Raw genomic sequence first — 13512 nt, 5'->3', positions numbered from 1 at the left:
TTTTAGTCTGCTTCCACGGCGGACATAGGCCCTACTGTTTCTCTCCAGCCATGACACGGAGTCGCACCGACAAGCCGTGGGGCTAAACGCCCTATGTTTCTTGCCTTTGTTATAGATGCATCGTCGCCGATCTCTACCAGGACCATACAAAGGCACGTTTAGGAGTGCTCCCCGCAGACCTTCATGGTCGCAACGGCCAGCGTTCCCGCACTGAAACAGGAAACCGTTGATCACTGAAACGATGTACCGGCGGCTGTTCCGCAATGGCCGTATCGCTTCCTTGTCCAACCAGTCGAACCAGAAAAAGGCACGAAGCGGCTGGCCTTGACGCAGGTCGTTCCGGCCTATGGCCGAAACACCGAAAACGTGCCGGCTCTGGGTGCGGCAGGCGAACGGATCGCCGGGAAACATATCGGTTCTACGACCCCGCTTGGGCACAATTCTTTCGCCATCAAGAAGGTTCTGGGCAACGGCTGGACCAACTGGCGCCGCTTTACGGTCGCCGAACAGCAAGCCGAGGCCGGAGGGCTTGTTTCCTTCGTGCTGCGCCCTGAGGACGGAAGCCGTGCCGTTCTCCACCGTCCCGTCCAATATCTGACGTTGCGCTTTGGCGCGGCCGGACTGCCAAGGGTCAAGCGCAACCATCCGATCTCCAGCTAGCCGGGCGACCAGTGCAATTGCATCCCGTCAAGCGCGAGGCGGACGGGGAGCCCTTCACCTTCCGGCATCACAATGCCCACTGGTGATTGTCACCGGGCGGACAACCCGCTGCATTCGGTTGTCCTGCTGTCGGGTGGGGTTGGCCTGACGCCGATGGTCAGCATGCGGGAAGTCCCAGCCCATTCCGTCCACGGAACAGGCTGTCCCGCACATCACGCGCTAACCCGGCAGGTGCGGGACGCAGCGGATCGCCATGGAAATATCGGTCAGCACGGTCTATGAAAGCGGCGCGGGTATCTTGGGCTATCCCGGGCGGATCAGCAGGGACTGGTAGCCGACCAGCGTCCCGCTGACTGAGGCCGTCATCGATCTGTGCGGCCCCCCGATACGTCGTGGCGGGCCTGAGGGAGGGGGGCGTTCGTGCCGACCAAATCCGCTATCCATTCTTTGGTCCGCGGATGAGCAGCTTGCGGCCTGATGGTGACGCACGACAGGGGGAGAAATCTACCATGAAAATCGAGTTCGAAGGTGACAAACCCATCGTCGATGCTACGCAGATTGCGCCGCTGATGGAGCTGGACGTGATCGGCTTTCAGGTTCTGATGCAATCGGGTCACATCCGGACCGGGGTCGAGCGCGGTACCGGGGTGGATGCAGGCAAGCTGCGCTTGACGTTTCAGTCACCAGACTGGCGCGTCAGGCTGACCTGTACCGGGGACGGCGCTGTCTTGACAACGACACGGCTGAAATTGCCCGGGGGCAGCGTGCACCCGATGACTGGCGATTAGATGTCACGGTCGCCGCCACGCAAGTGCGTTGATCTATGAACTGGTACTCGCCCGTCTGGGTGCTTGAATCCAATGGCATGGCATCTGGCCAACTGTGCGATGCCAGGGCGGAAATTGGCGCTATCCCCGAAACCATCCCCAGAATTTGTGGATAAGCCGTGCGTTGCGCCATCGGCCCTTCCATCCGGGGTCGGGACGGGCAAGAACGGGGCCGCCGAAGCACCAAGAGGTTTCCCATGACCGACACGATCCCCTCTGACCGGGCGTTGCCCGGATCGCCCTTCGTCCAGGGCCTGATCTGGATGGGCCTCAGCATGGTCGCCTTCATCGCCATGTCCGTCGGCTCTCGCGAGATGGCCGGGACGCTGTCGATCCGGCAGGTGCTGTTCTTTCGCGCGCTGGTGGGGCTGTTCGTCATTCTGGCGGTGGGGCGCGCGGTCTTTCCCGAAATCCGGCGGATGCGGGCGGTGCCGCTGCATCTGGCGCGCAACGTGGTGCATTTCACCGCGCAGTATTTCTGGACCATCGGCATCGTGCTGCTGCCGCTGGCCTCGGTCTTTGCGCTGGAATTCACCATGCCCATCTGGGTGACGCTGTTCGCTTGGCTGCTGCTGCGCGAAAAGGTCAGCCGCCAGCGCATCCTGGCCACGGCGGGCGGGTTCGTGGGCGTCCTGGTCATCGTGCGCCCCGGCATCGGCATGATCGACCCGGCGGCGGGGTTGGTGCTGATCGCCGCGGCGGGCTATGGGCTGTCGCTGATCATGGTCAAGCGGCTGACGGGGCACTGTTCGCCGGGCGCGATCGTGGTCTGGCTGATCCTGATCCAGCTGCCGCTTGGGCTGATCGCGGCGCTGACCGACTGGCGCCCGGTGCCGATGGCCGCGGTGCCCTGGATGGTGGTCGCGGGCATCGGCGCGCTGGCGGCGCACTTCTGCCAGGCACAGGCCCTGCGGCGGCTGGAGGCATCGGTCGTCATTCCCATCGACTTTCTGCGGGGGCCGATGGCCGCGGTGGTGGGCTTTTACGCCTATGGCGAAGCGATCGACCTGTGGGTGTTTCTGGGCGGCGGCATCATCATCCTGTCGAACTTGCAGGCGGTCCTGGCCGAACGGCGCGGCAGGATCACCGGCGCCGCCGAGGTCGAACCCCTGGTCCGCCCCGACCCGCCGCGATGAGGGCGCCAGCGGTCAATTGATATCCGCGTTGCCCCGCGCAGGACGGTTGATGAAAACAGTTGCGAGAGCCCGAAGCGGCCACACGTTAAGCCAGGGAAGGTGGGTGATGACCAACAGAAGCGCAAGAACCATCAGGTAGCAAGGGGCAGGGAGGACCATTACGGTCCCAACCTTGACGCGGGTCACACTGGCGCCGACAAACAGGCCCGGTCCGACCGGCGGAATGATGGTGCCCATCGCCAGATTGAAGATCATCATGCTGCCGAAATGTACGGGGACATATCCCGCCTTCTGGGCGATGGGCGGCAGGATGGGGATGAAGAACAAGTTGGCCGGCCCCATGTCCATGACGCACCCGACGACCAGCAACAGCAGGTTGAGGATCAGCATGACCATTACGGGTCCCTCGGAGATGGCATCGATGAATGCGGTCGCCGTCGCCGGCATCCCCGTGAAAGATATCCTAAAGCTGAGCGATGCCAGGATCAGCATGGTCGCGCCGGTCATGTGGTCCGTCTCGTTCCGGAAGCCCTGCAGGGGCGCCGGAGCCCTTTAGGATCATCACTCTGATGCCCCAGAGGCTTCCCGCCACGGCACCGCCCAGAAACAGCGCGCTGATCGAGGCGCCGCCGGCAATCGGCAAGTAGATGATGACAGCCATCAACGGCGGGATCAGCATCCCCGTCGGTGCACTCGCGATGTTCACCTCGGCCGCAAAGCCAGGATCACACCGCTACTGCAAACGTCTCTGATCCATCCGCTTATCGGACCTGTTGGTCCGCGTGCGGCACCTGCAGCCGTGTTACCAATTCCTGAAATGAGACAGGTGAGATGTCCAAATGGCTCTGATGGCGTTACAGCAGAGCTTAATTGTTTGATCTCACGGTTTGATGGTGCAATCCTTTCGCTGGTATGAAAGGAAGCATTGTGGGCCGGGTTCGCCACGGAAGCGCCACGACCACGCACGCCGTCAGAGCGGCAGGAATGAGGCCCGCCCCGCCCCGCCATCGGTCCGAGGGCCCGGCCCGAATGATCGCAAGCTTCGCTCGCGATGCTAAGCCGGGAGATGGGCATCAGTCAGAAGACGGTGGCGAAAGCGTCAGACGGTCGAGGATCTCAAGACCGGGCCAAAGGAACCGCAATCGACGATCCTGACGCAAGGCCGGGGAGGCGCCCGTCGTCGCTTTTCGTTGGCACTGGCTGCTGCCGTTGGATGACTGCCTCTATGCCCTGCAGCCATCAATCCCTCATCTGACGCGCTCGGCGTTGCATCGGTGAACCATTGCGGCGCCATTGATGGAGTGGATGGCTCCCGCTCCCGGCATCGCAATGTGCCACATTGGGTGCTGTCACACCTACCAATGAAGGGAGCCATCCATGAAGGAGGTTGCCACAATTGGCCTGAATCTGGCCAAGAACGTGTTTCAGGTTCATGGCGTTGATGCCAAAGGCATCGTCCTCGTGCGGCGGCAGGTCAGGAGAGCCCAGGTCCTGCTGTTCTTCTCACGCTTTCCACCTTGCCTCGTTGGCATGGAAGCCTGCGCAGGAGCCCATTACTGGTCACGGGAACTGGCAAAGCTTGGCCATGATGTGCGGCTGGTCCCGCCCTCCTACGTCAAGCCCTTCGTCAAGCGGGGCAAGACGGATGCGGCTGATGCAGAGGCGATCTGCGAAGCGGTAACCCGTCCGAACATGCGCTTCGTGCCGGTCAAGACCGAGAGGCAGCAGGCGGTGCTGATGCAGCACCGGACGCGTGACTTTCTCGTTCGCCAGCTGACGCAGCTTGTCAACGCAATCCGCGCGCATCTGGGAGAGTTCGGCATCGTGGTCCCAAAGGGCGTTCACAACATGGGCCGCCTCATTGCCGAGGCGGAAACAGCCGATCTGCCGCCCGAGGCGCGGATGCCGCTCGATCTGCTTGCCGGCCAGTTCCGCGACACGAAGCAGCGCATCGATGTCATGACCGGTCAGCTCAAAGCCGACGCAGAGAAAGACGAGACCGCGTGCCGTCTCCAGACTGTGCCGGGCATTGGACCCATTACCGCCAGCGTGCTGGCCGCAACGCTGCCCGATGTGTCGAGCTTCAGATCAGCCCGTGACTTACCGGCTTGGCTGGGCCTCACGCCAAAGCCCCATTCCAGCGGAGGCAAAGAACGGTTTGGGTCGATCTCAAAGATGGGCAACCGGTATATCCGACGCCTGCTTTATCTTGGCGCCATGGGCGTGATCTCCGCTCGCAAACGCTCTGACCCCGGCACCGACTGGCTAGGACGACTGATCGCGACCAAGCCGCTCAAGGTTGCTGCCATAGCCTTGGCCAATCGCATGGCGCGGGCCATCTGGGCCATGTTGAAAACGGGCGAGGTCTGGCGCCCAACATGAGCGATTTGAACTACAGGCCGCTCGCGGCCTGACCGAAATGGCGAGGGCACCGTGAGATGATGGCAAACTGACGGAAAAGAGGCAGGGACACCCCGTTTGAACCGGAGCGCCTTGGGCGCGTGCCATTGATAGGGACCCACACCTCAGGCGGACGTTCATCAGGGCGCGCGGATTACCGCAGATCAGACGCCGAATACATGGCTGCACCCGACCAGATGCCGAATATCACAAGCCTCTTGCCACGCGGGAGCCATCCATACACGGTTCAAGCCCGATGGCGAGGGGCATTCAGCTCGGCCCAAGCAACCGCGGAACCGCAACACCATCTCTTCCCGGCCCATGCGCTTCGACATGATCTGCGAGGCCAACGGGATCGAGCACCGCCTCACGACGCCAAACCACCCTTGGACGAATGGGCAGGTCGAGTGGACGCGTCGCCCGATCAAGGACGCGGCCGTCAAACGCTTCCATTACGACGATCACGACCAGTTCCGCACCCACCTGGCGGTCTTCATGGCAGAATGCAATTTCGCCCGCTGGCTCAAGACCCTCGGAGGGCTCACGCCCCACAAATACATCTGCAAGATCTGGACATCCGAGCCAGACAGAGTCATCCTAAACCCGATCAACCAGATGCCGGGACTGAACACGTAAGTCCCTTAACCAAAAGCCGTCATTGCACGTTATTCCGACGCATGATCGGCAGCGGCAGATCTGATCGAACCCGCAAAAAACTTCGTCAATCGCGCTGTGGGGCCTCTGACCGCGACGAGGATCGGCCGCTTCGGCGTCTGCTTTACTAACGAGGCCGATGGTTCCGGGGCTTGACGGCTGCTCTTGCCGGTGCTCTGCCTGCACCCACAACGTTGGGCCCGGAGGACCACCATGGGCAGGAAGACCCGCAGCTTCGTTGTCATCGGCCTTGGCGCCTTTGGCAGTGTGGTCGCGCTGGAACTGGCGCGTTTCGGCAATCATGTTCTCGGGATCGACAAGGATGCGCGCCGTGTTGCCGCGCTGGCCGAGCAGCTTCCCTCGTCGGTCATCCTTGATGCCACGGATGAGGGCGCGCTTCGCGAGGCGGGGGTGGACCGCTATGATGTCGGCCTCGTCTCGATCGGCAACGACCTGGAAAGCAATGTCATCGCGACGATGAACCTGCGCCTTGTCGGTGTGGGTACGGTCTGGGCCAAGGCCGAAAGCCGCACGCATCACCGCATCCTGTCCAAGATCGGCGCCGACCGGGTGATCATGCCCGGGCTGGAGATGGGCCGCCATGCCGCGCAGATGCTGAACAATCCGGCGGTGCAGGACTATGTGGCACTCGGCAATGGCTATTCGGTGGTGAACCTGATGATCCCGCAGCGGCTTGCCGGCCGGCGCCTGCCCGAACTGGAGGCCGGCCCCGGCATCGAGATCCTGGGCGTGATGCGCGGCACCGAATACCGCCGCGACCCCGACATGCTGCTGGCGACGAACGACCGCGTGCTGCTGCTGGGCAAGCGCGTCGATCTGACCCGTTTCGGGGACCGGCTGTGAGCCAGACCGGCGCGCGCCGGCGGCCGCGCCTGCCGGACCGGCTGACGGGGGCGTTGAAACGCTGGCTGGGCCGGACGCCGCCGCCTGCGGTGCTGGCCTCGGGCTATCTGGCGTTGATCGGCATGGGGGCGGTTCTGCTGCTGCTGCCGCCGATGACGGTCCAGCCGATCACGCTGATGGATGCACTGTTCACCTCGACCTCGGCAGTGACCGTGACGGGGCTTGCGGTGATCGATACGGAGACCGACCTGACCTTCTGGGGGCAGCTGGTTGTCGCGGTCCTGATCCAGTTGGGCGGCCTGGGGCTGATGACCTTCGCCGTTCTGGTCTGGTCGGCCCTGGGCCTGACCCTGGGCATCACGCAGGGCAACTACCTCCGCGAGGACTTGAACCAGACGTCCTATGTCCGGCTGACGCGGCTTGTCTGGACCATCTTCCGCGTCGTGATCATCGCTGAGGTTGCGGGCGCCATGCTGCTGTGCCTGTCCTTCATGCCCCATCACGGGTTGGCAGATGGATTGTGGCACGCGATCTTCCACTCGGTCTCGGCGTTCAACAACGCGGGCTTTTCGACCTTTTCACCGGGGCTGACAGGCTATGCGCTCGATCCAATCGTGAACACGGTGATCCCGGCGTTGTTCATCGTGGGCGGCATCGGCTATGTCGTCGTCGCTGATGTCTGGAACCGCCCCTTCTGGCGCGGCTGGAGCCTGCACACGCGGCTGATGATCATCGGCACCGGGGTCCTGAGCGTCATCGGCGTCGGTCTGACGGCTGTCCTGGAATGGACGAACCCACGCACGCTCGGGCAGTTCGACAGCGCCGGAGCCCGGCTGACCGTGGCGTGGTTTCAGGGGGTGACGACCCGGACCGCAGGCTTCAACAGCACCGATATCGGGGGTCTGCACGACTCGACGTCGTTGCTCTACATGGCGCTGATGGCGATCGGCGGTGGGCCGACCTCGACCGCGGGCGGGGTGAAGGTGACCACCATCGCGGTGATGGTGCTGGCGACGGTCGCGTTCCTGCGCCGCCGGACCGAGATCTGGGCCTTTGGCCGCTCCATCCCGCTTGGCGACGTGCTCAAGGCGATGGCCCTGATCTCGATCGCGGCCGCGCTGGTCTTCACGGCGGTCTTCCTGCTCACCCTCAGCCATGACGGCGAATTCATCGACATCAGCTTCGAGGTCGCCTCGGCCTTCGGCACCACCGGCCTGTCGCGCGGCTACACGGGCGAGCTGAGCGACTTTGGCCGCCTGGTCATCATGGCGGTGATGTTCCTGGGCCGGGTCGGCCCCCTCACGCTCGGCTTCTTCCTGGCGACGCGGATGGTGCCGCGCGTGCGTTATCCCGCCGGTCAGGTCCATCTTGGCTGATTGCCTGTTGGCCTCTGAGCGGGCGCAGATCCTGCATTTATGCCCGCGTATCCGAGGCTCGGTCAGGACGTTCAAGATACCCCGGCCGCGTTCATCAGTTGCAGGGAAAGCGCCCGACCATGCCTACTGTAACTTGCCGGTGCCAGTAGCGGCAGCGGCAGACCGAGGCGGAAAAGCACTTGGAAAATGCCCGGAGCCTGTTCGGACGAACCGAACCACCTGAATGGTCACGGGCCATCATGCCTCCCACCATTCCAAGGCAAGGACCGCACCATCAAACCGTTGGGTCAAACAGCCTGCCTTGCAGAACCCATCTCTTGCACGCCGCCCGGTCCGGCCAAGGGCGCTCAGCGTGGAACCAGGGCGCGAACAAGGCTGGGCATGTCCAGCATTCCGACCGGCCTGCCATCCTCGATGACCCGGTAGTGGCGGGACAGGTCGCCTTGGGACGCGGCGATCACCTGCTCCAGCGTGGCATCGGCCTCAATCTCTCCATCGACCGCCCCGTCGCCTATCGGCTGGCGCATGATGGAGCGGACGCGCAACACGCGGGCGCGGTTGATGTCGGCGATGAATGCCTCGATATAGGGGTCGGCGGGGTTCAGCAGGATGTGCTGCGGTTCCCCCTGCTGGATGACCTGACCGTCCTTGAGGATCACCAGGTGGTCCGCCAGCTTCAGCGCCTCGTCCAGGTCGTGGGTGATGAAGACGATGGTCTTGTGCAGTTCCGCCTGCAGTTCCAGCAGCAGGTTCTGCATGTCGGTGCGGATCAGCGGGTCCAGCGCGGAAAACGCCTCGTCCATCAGCATGATGCCCGCGTTCGAGGTCAGCGCGCGTGCGATCCCCACCCGCTGCTGCATGCCGCCGGACAGCTGGTGCGGGAAATGCGCGCCGTATCCGCCCAGGCCCACCCGGTCCAGCCACTTGCGGGCATCGGCCTCGTAGCCCTTGCGCGGGACGCCCTGTGTGAACAGCGCCATGCCTGCATTGTCCAGCACCGTGCGATGCGGCAGCAGGGCGAATTTCTGGAACACCATCGACATGGTCTTGCGCCGCAGGTCGCGCAGGCGGCGGTCGTTCCAGGTCAGGATGTTGTCGCCATCGACCAGCACCTCTCCGGCGGTGGGTTCGATCAGACGGTTCAGGTGGCGGATCAGCGTGGACTTGCCCGACCCGGACAGCCCCATGATGACGGTGATCTGGCCTTCGCGGATGTCGACGTTGATGTCGCGCAGGCCCAGCACGTGGTTGTGGCGCGCCAGCAGGTCGGGTTTCGACAGGCCCTCCAGCACCTGAGGCAGAACGGCGGCGGGCCTGCTGCCAAAGATCTTGTACAGGTTGCGGATGCGGATCTTGACCGGGGCGTCCATCAGCGGCCGTCCCGGCTGACATCGATGCGCGCCAGCGATGCCTTGGTCACGCGGTCCAGGATGATGGCCAGCAGCACGATGCCGAACCCCGCCACAAGCCCAACGCCCAGTTCCAGGTTGCGGATGCCGCGCAGCACCAGCACGCCCAGACCCGGCGCCGAGACCAGGGATGCGATGACCACCATCGCAAGGCTCATCATGATGGTCTGGTTCACGCCCGCCATGATGTTGGGCAGCGCCAGCGGGATCTGCACGCGCCACAGCTTTTGTCCGCGGGTCATGCCAAAGGCGTCCGCGGCCTCGATCACGTCGGGATCGACCAGGCGGATGCCCAGGTCCGTCAGGCGGATGACCGGCACGATGGCGTAAAGGATGATCGCGATGCCATACAGCTTGGGTTCGGTCACGCTGAACAGGAAGATCAGCGGGATCAGGTAGACGAAGGCCGGCAGGGTCTGCAGCATGTCCAGCACCGGCGTGCCGATCCGGCGCAGGGTGTTGCTGCGCGACATGGCGATGCCCACCGGCACCCCGATCAGCACGCAGATGAAGGCGCAGACAAAGATGATCGCCAGCGTCTGCATCGCTTCGGTGTAATGATCGACAAAGGCCAGGAATCCAAGGGACACCGCCACCAGCCCGACCACGCGCCAGGACCGCGCCACCGCCCAGGTGACGGCCAGCAGCACGGGCAGCATGATGAACCACGGCGTTGCCACCATCAGCCAGATCATCTGGCGCAGCATCCAGCTGAGCGGTTGCGTCGCCGGGTCCAGCACGATGCGCAGCGCGTCGCGCGCCGACAGGAACGCGCGTTCCAGCCCCAGGGTCAGGTCACGCGTCTGCCAGATCGCACCGCAGGCCGCGTGCAGGTTGTTCAGCGACGGCAGCGGCAGGTCCCACCACGACACCTCCTGCGCCGCCGTGTTGCCCGATGCCCGGGCCATCAGGTCGGCCATCGACATTGGCCCGCCGCCCCCGCCGCCCGCATCGCACCAGTCCCTCAGTCCTAGGGCGTTGAACAGCCCGTCATAGGTCGCCATGTCAGTCCCCCGATGGATGCGCCTCCGCGATGCCGGGCCAGGACAGCCCCCGGCCCGGCCCGCCGATCAGTTCTGGCCCAGCAGGGCCGACGGCTTGACCTTGGCATCGTCCGACAGCCAGCCGGACCAGTCGTCCGTGTTGGTCGTCAGGTAATGGACCGCCACCTCCTGGGCCGAGGCGCTGTTCTCATCCTGCCACGCCAGCAGGGTGTTCAGGTCGTCGGTCTTGAAGGTCATCTTGCGCAGGAATTCCACCACCTCGGGCTGGTCGTCGACCAGCGCTGCGGTGACGGCGGTGACACTGGGCGCCTCGGGGAAATCGGACGCCTGCGGGTCGGGGGCATCGGGGTTCGTCAGGGGCGTGAACTTGGCCTCGTCATAGCCGCCAAGGTCGATCCGGGTCATGTCGTATTTGCCAAGCGGCACGGTCGGGCCCCAGTAGTACCCGAACCACGGCTCTTGCGCGCTGACTGCCGACCCCATCGACGATGCCAGCGTTTCGCCCGATCCGTGGTTGAACACCTCGATCCCCGCGCCTTCCAGGTCCAGCGCGCGGATCAGGTTGTCGCTGACCACGCGGCAGCCCCAGCCCTCGGGGCAGTTGTTGAATCGCCCCACCAGTTCGGGGTTGTCCAGCACGCCCTGGATGGTGGTCAGTTCGGGATGCGCCTCGGCCAGATAGGTGGGAATCCACCATCCCTCGATCCCGCCCGGATCCAGCACGTTGGCCAGCGTGACCATGGTGCCCGCGGCCTCCAGCCTTGTATAGGCTTCGCCTGCCGAATTCAGCCACAGGTCGGTGACGATGTCCGGCTCTCCGTTCTCGGCGACCGAGGTGATGGCCGGGATGGTGTCCGACTTGACCAGCGTCACGTCGCAGCCATAGCCCTGTTCCAGCAGGAACTTGGCCACCTCGGTGATGATCTCGGCCGAGGTCCAGCCCATCTGGGCGATTGACAGCTCGCCGCAGGCGGCGGGCGCGTCCTGCGCCATCGCGGGGGCGGCAAGGGCTGTGCCAAGGGCCAGAACCGTCGTGGATAGAAGGTATTTCATCGTCAGTCTCCCGGTTGATGTCTGTTGGGATGCCCGGCGACTTCTGCGGTCGCCGTGACGTATCAAAGATCCTTGACCAGCCGCAGCGCGTCATAGATCGCGGCATGGGTGTTGCGGGCGGCGACCGCGTCGCCGATGCGGAAAAGGCGGAACCGCCCGTCGGGGTTCGGGGCCGCGCCTTGGGCGTCGCCCGCGATCAGCGCGTCGTAATCGACGGCGCCTAGATTGCGCGACAGAGGCTTCAGATCGAAATACAGCTCGTCCAGGGGCCGCGTGCCGTGGTTCACCACCACCTGATCGACCAGCCGTTCGCGCGTCATGTCGCCGTAATCGCTGCCAAGCGTGGCGCGCAGGCGGTTGCCGTCGCGCACCACCGACAGCAGGCGCCACGTCACGGTGAAGGTCACGTCCCGGCGCTGCAGGCTGCGCATGTAGGGGACCAGGTTCATCGCCATCACCTCGGGGGCAAAGCTGCGGTCGGGGGTCACGATCTCCACCCGCGCGCCGGTGGCGGCGATGATGTCGGCGGCCTGCAGGCCCGCATGGTCGCCCGCGTCGTCAAAGATCAGCACGTCCTGGCCCGGCTTCACATCGCCCGACAGGATGTCCCAGGCCGAACAGACCAGGTCGTTCCCCACCTCCAGAACATCCGTATGGGGCAGCCCGCCGGTGGCCACGATCACCTCGTCGGGGTCGGTGGCCAGGACGTCGGCGGCCTCGGCATAGCTGTTGAAGCGGAACGACACGCCGCGCTTTTCGCACATCGCCATCCGCCACGAGATGATCGAGATCATCTCGCGCCGCCGCTCCTGCTGGGCGGTCAGGCGGATCTGGCCGCCGGGCTTGTCCGCGGCCTCGAAGACGGTCACGGCATGCCCGCGTTCGGCGGCCACACGGGCGGCCTCCAGCCCGGCAGGACCGGCGCCCACGATGGTCACGCGGCGCTTGTCGGACGCTGGCGGGATGTCGTGGGGCATCGTCTCCTCGCGCCCGGTGGCGGCGTTGTGCAGGCAGAAGGCCAGCCCGCCCTGATAGATGCGGTCCAGGCAATAATTGGCGCCGACGCAGGGGCGGATATCATCCTCGCGCCCTTGGGTGATCTTGCGCACCAGATGCGCGTCAGCCATGTGCGCGCGCGTCATGCCGACCATGTCCAGCAGGCCCGCGGCGATGGCATGGCGCGCGGTCGCCACATCGGGGATCTTGGCGGCGTGGAAGGTAGGAAAGCCCGTCTCGGCCCGGATCCGGCCTGCGAATTCCAGATGCGGGGCATTGCGCATGCCCTGCACCGGGATCAGGTCGGTCAGCCCGGCATCGGTGTCGATATGGCCGCGCACGACGTTCAGGAAATCGACCAGCCCGCTGTCCTTCAGCAGGTGCGACACCCGGAACCCCTCCTCCGCGCCCATGCCGCCCGACAGCACCTGATCGCCGGTATAGCGCAGCCCCACGATGAAATCCGGCCCGCAGCGGTCGCGGATCGCCTGCAGCACCTGCATCGTAAAGCGCAGGCGGTTCTCCAGGTTGCCGCCCCAGGGTGCCTCCAGGTCGTTGGTCAGGGGCGACCAGAACTGCTCCAGCAGGTGGCCATAGGCCTCCAGCTCGATGCCGTCGACGCCCGCGGCCTGCATGCGTTCGGCGGAATCCGCAAAGTCGCGGATGATGCGGGCGATGTCCCAATCCTCGATCCGCTTGGGAAAGGCGCGGTGCGCGGCCTCGCGTTCGTGACCGGGGGCCACCACGGGCAGCCAGTCGCCCTTGTCCCACCGGGTGCGGCGGCCCAGATGGGTCAGCTGGATCATCACCGCGGCCCCGTGATCGTGGCACTCGTCGACCAGCTTGCGCATCCAGCCCACGACCTCGTCCTTGTAGGCCAGGATGTTGTTGAAGACCGGCGGGCTGTCGCGCGACACCGCCGCCGACCCCGCGGTCATGGTCAGCGCGACCCCCGCGCGGGCCCGTTCGACATGATAGGCGCGATAGCGATCCTTGGGCATCCCGTCTTCGGGATAGGCCGGTTCGTGGCTGGTGATCATGATCCGGTTGCGCAGCGTCAGATGCTTGAGGCGATAGGGCTGCAACAGGGGATCTGTGGACATGACTGACAGCCTTACGCGGGGTTTCAAGCA

At 64.7% G+C, this 13512-nt stretch carries 11 protein-coding genes and 3 pseudogenes; 8 read left to right on the top strand and 6 right to left on the bottom strand.

The window, feature by feature from the left end; all coding sequences use genetic code 11:
* Window positions 1–324: 324 nt before the first annotated feature.
* From FA740_RS06735 to FA740_RS06725, 3 genes are all read left to right on the top strand, one after another.
* Complete coding sequence (locus tag FA740_RS06735; RefSeq protein WP_136856014.1) at window positions 325–660, top strand: NO-inducible flavohemoprotein; 336 nt, start codon at window positions 325–327, stop codon at window positions 658–660.
* A 509-nt stretch (window positions 661–1169) separates the two neighbouring features.
* Window positions 1170–1448 (top strand): DUF6522 family protein, encoded by a 279-nt coding sequence (locus FA740_RS06730; RefSeq protein WP_136856013.1) that lies wholly within the window; start codon window positions 1170–1172, stop codon window positions 1446–1448.
* Between the two features lie 236 nt (window positions 1449–1684).
* Window positions 1685–2623 (top strand): DMT family transporter, encoded by a 939-nt coding sequence (locus FA740_RS06725; RefSeq protein WP_136856012.1) that lies wholly within the window; start codon window positions 1685–1687, stop codon window positions 2621–2623.
* 12 nt (window positions 2624–2635) lie between these two features.
* On the opposite strand, the gene FA740_RS06720 is transcribed toward FA740_RS06725, so the two are convergent.
* On the bottom strand, window positions 2636–3130 hold the full coding sequence (locus tag FA740_RS06720; protein ID WP_136856011.1) for a TRAP transporter large permease subunit: 495 nt from the start codon (window positions 3128–3130) through the stop codon (window positions 2636–2638).
* Window positions 3087–3338 (bottom strand): annotated as a pseudogene (locus tag FA740_RS20485) (TRAP transporter large permease subunit); the annotation flags it as partial. The pseudogene FA740_RS20485 and the gene FA740_RS06720, both read right to left, overlap by 44 nt.
* Before the next feature lie 370 nt (window positions 3339–3708).
* On the opposite strand from FA740_RS20485, the pseudogene FA740_RS20005 reads away from it, so the two are divergent.
* The 5 genes and pseudogenes from FA740_RS20005 to FA740_RS06690 all read left to right on the top strand — a co-directional run.
* Window positions 3709–3898, top strand: a pseudogene (locus FA740_RS20005) (IS481 family transposase); the annotation flags it as partial.
* Between the two features lie 102 nt (window positions 3899–4000).
* On the top strand, window positions 4001–5005 hold the full coding sequence (locus tag FA740_RS06705) for an IS110 family RNA-guided transposase (RefSeq protein WP_136856009.1): 1005 nt from the start codon (window positions 4001–4003) through the stop codon (window positions 5003–5005).
* 345 nt (window positions 5006–5350) lie between these two features.
* Window positions 5351–5659: pseudogene (locus FA740_RS06700) on the top strand (IS481 family transposase); the annotation flags it as partial.
* 231 nt (window positions 5660–5890) lie between these two features.
* Window positions 5891–6541 carry a potassium channel family protein gene (locus FA740_RS06695; protein WP_136856008.1) on the top strand — a complete coding sequence of 217 codons (651 nt, stop codon included), beginning with the start codon at window positions 5891–5893 and terminating at the stop codon, window positions 6539–6541.
* Window positions 6538–7917 carry a TrkH family potassium uptake protein gene (locus FA740_RS06690; RefSeq protein WP_420873132.1) on the top strand — a complete coding sequence of 460 codons (1380 nt, stop codon included), beginning with the start codon at window positions 6538–6540 and terminating at the stop codon, window positions 7915–7917. Before FA740_RS06695 ends, FA740_RS06690 begins: the two co-directional genes overlap by 4 nt.
* Window positions 7918–8264: 347 nt before the next feature.
* Here FA740_RS06690 and FA740_RS06685 read toward each other — a convergent pair whose 3' ends face one another.
* The 4 genes from FA740_RS06685 to hpbA form a co-directional block, all read right to left on the bottom strand.
* Complete coding sequence (locus FA740_RS06685) at window positions 8265–9287, bottom strand: quaternary amine ABC transporter ATP-binding protein (protein WP_136856007.1); 1023 nt, start codon at window positions 9285–9287, stop codon at window positions 8265–8267.
* On the bottom strand, window positions 9287–10330 hold the full coding sequence (locus tag FA740_RS06680) for an ABC transporter permease (protein WP_136856006.1): 1044 nt from the start codon (window positions 10328–10330) through the stop codon (window positions 9287–9289). Before FA740_RS06680 ends, FA740_RS06685 begins: the two co-directional genes overlap by 1 nt.
* A 66-nt stretch (window positions 10331–10396) precedes the next feature.
* On the bottom strand, window positions 10397–11383 hold the full coding sequence (locus tag FA740_RS06675) for an ABC transporter substrate-binding protein (protein ID WP_136856005.1): 987 nt from the start codon (window positions 11381–11383) through the stop codon (window positions 10397–10399).
* Between the two features lie 62 nt (window positions 11384–11445).
* On the bottom strand, window positions 11446–13482 hold the full coding sequence (hpbA, locus tag FA740_RS06670; RefSeq protein WP_136856004.1) for an N-methyl-L-proline N-demethylase HpbA: 2037 nt from the start codon (window positions 13480–13482) through the stop codon (window positions 11446–11448).
* Between the last annotated feature and the right edge of the window lie 30 nt (window positions 13483–13512).

Source organism: Paracoccus hibiscisoli (assembly GCF_005048265.1).
Classification (GTDB): domain Bacteria; phylum Pseudomonadota; class Alphaproteobacteria; order Rhodobacterales; family Rhodobacteraceae; genus Paracoccus; species Paracoccus hibiscisoli.
The sequence above is the reverse complement of the archived record's forward strand: the minus strand, read 5'-3'. Positions and strand labels throughout refer to the sequence as shown.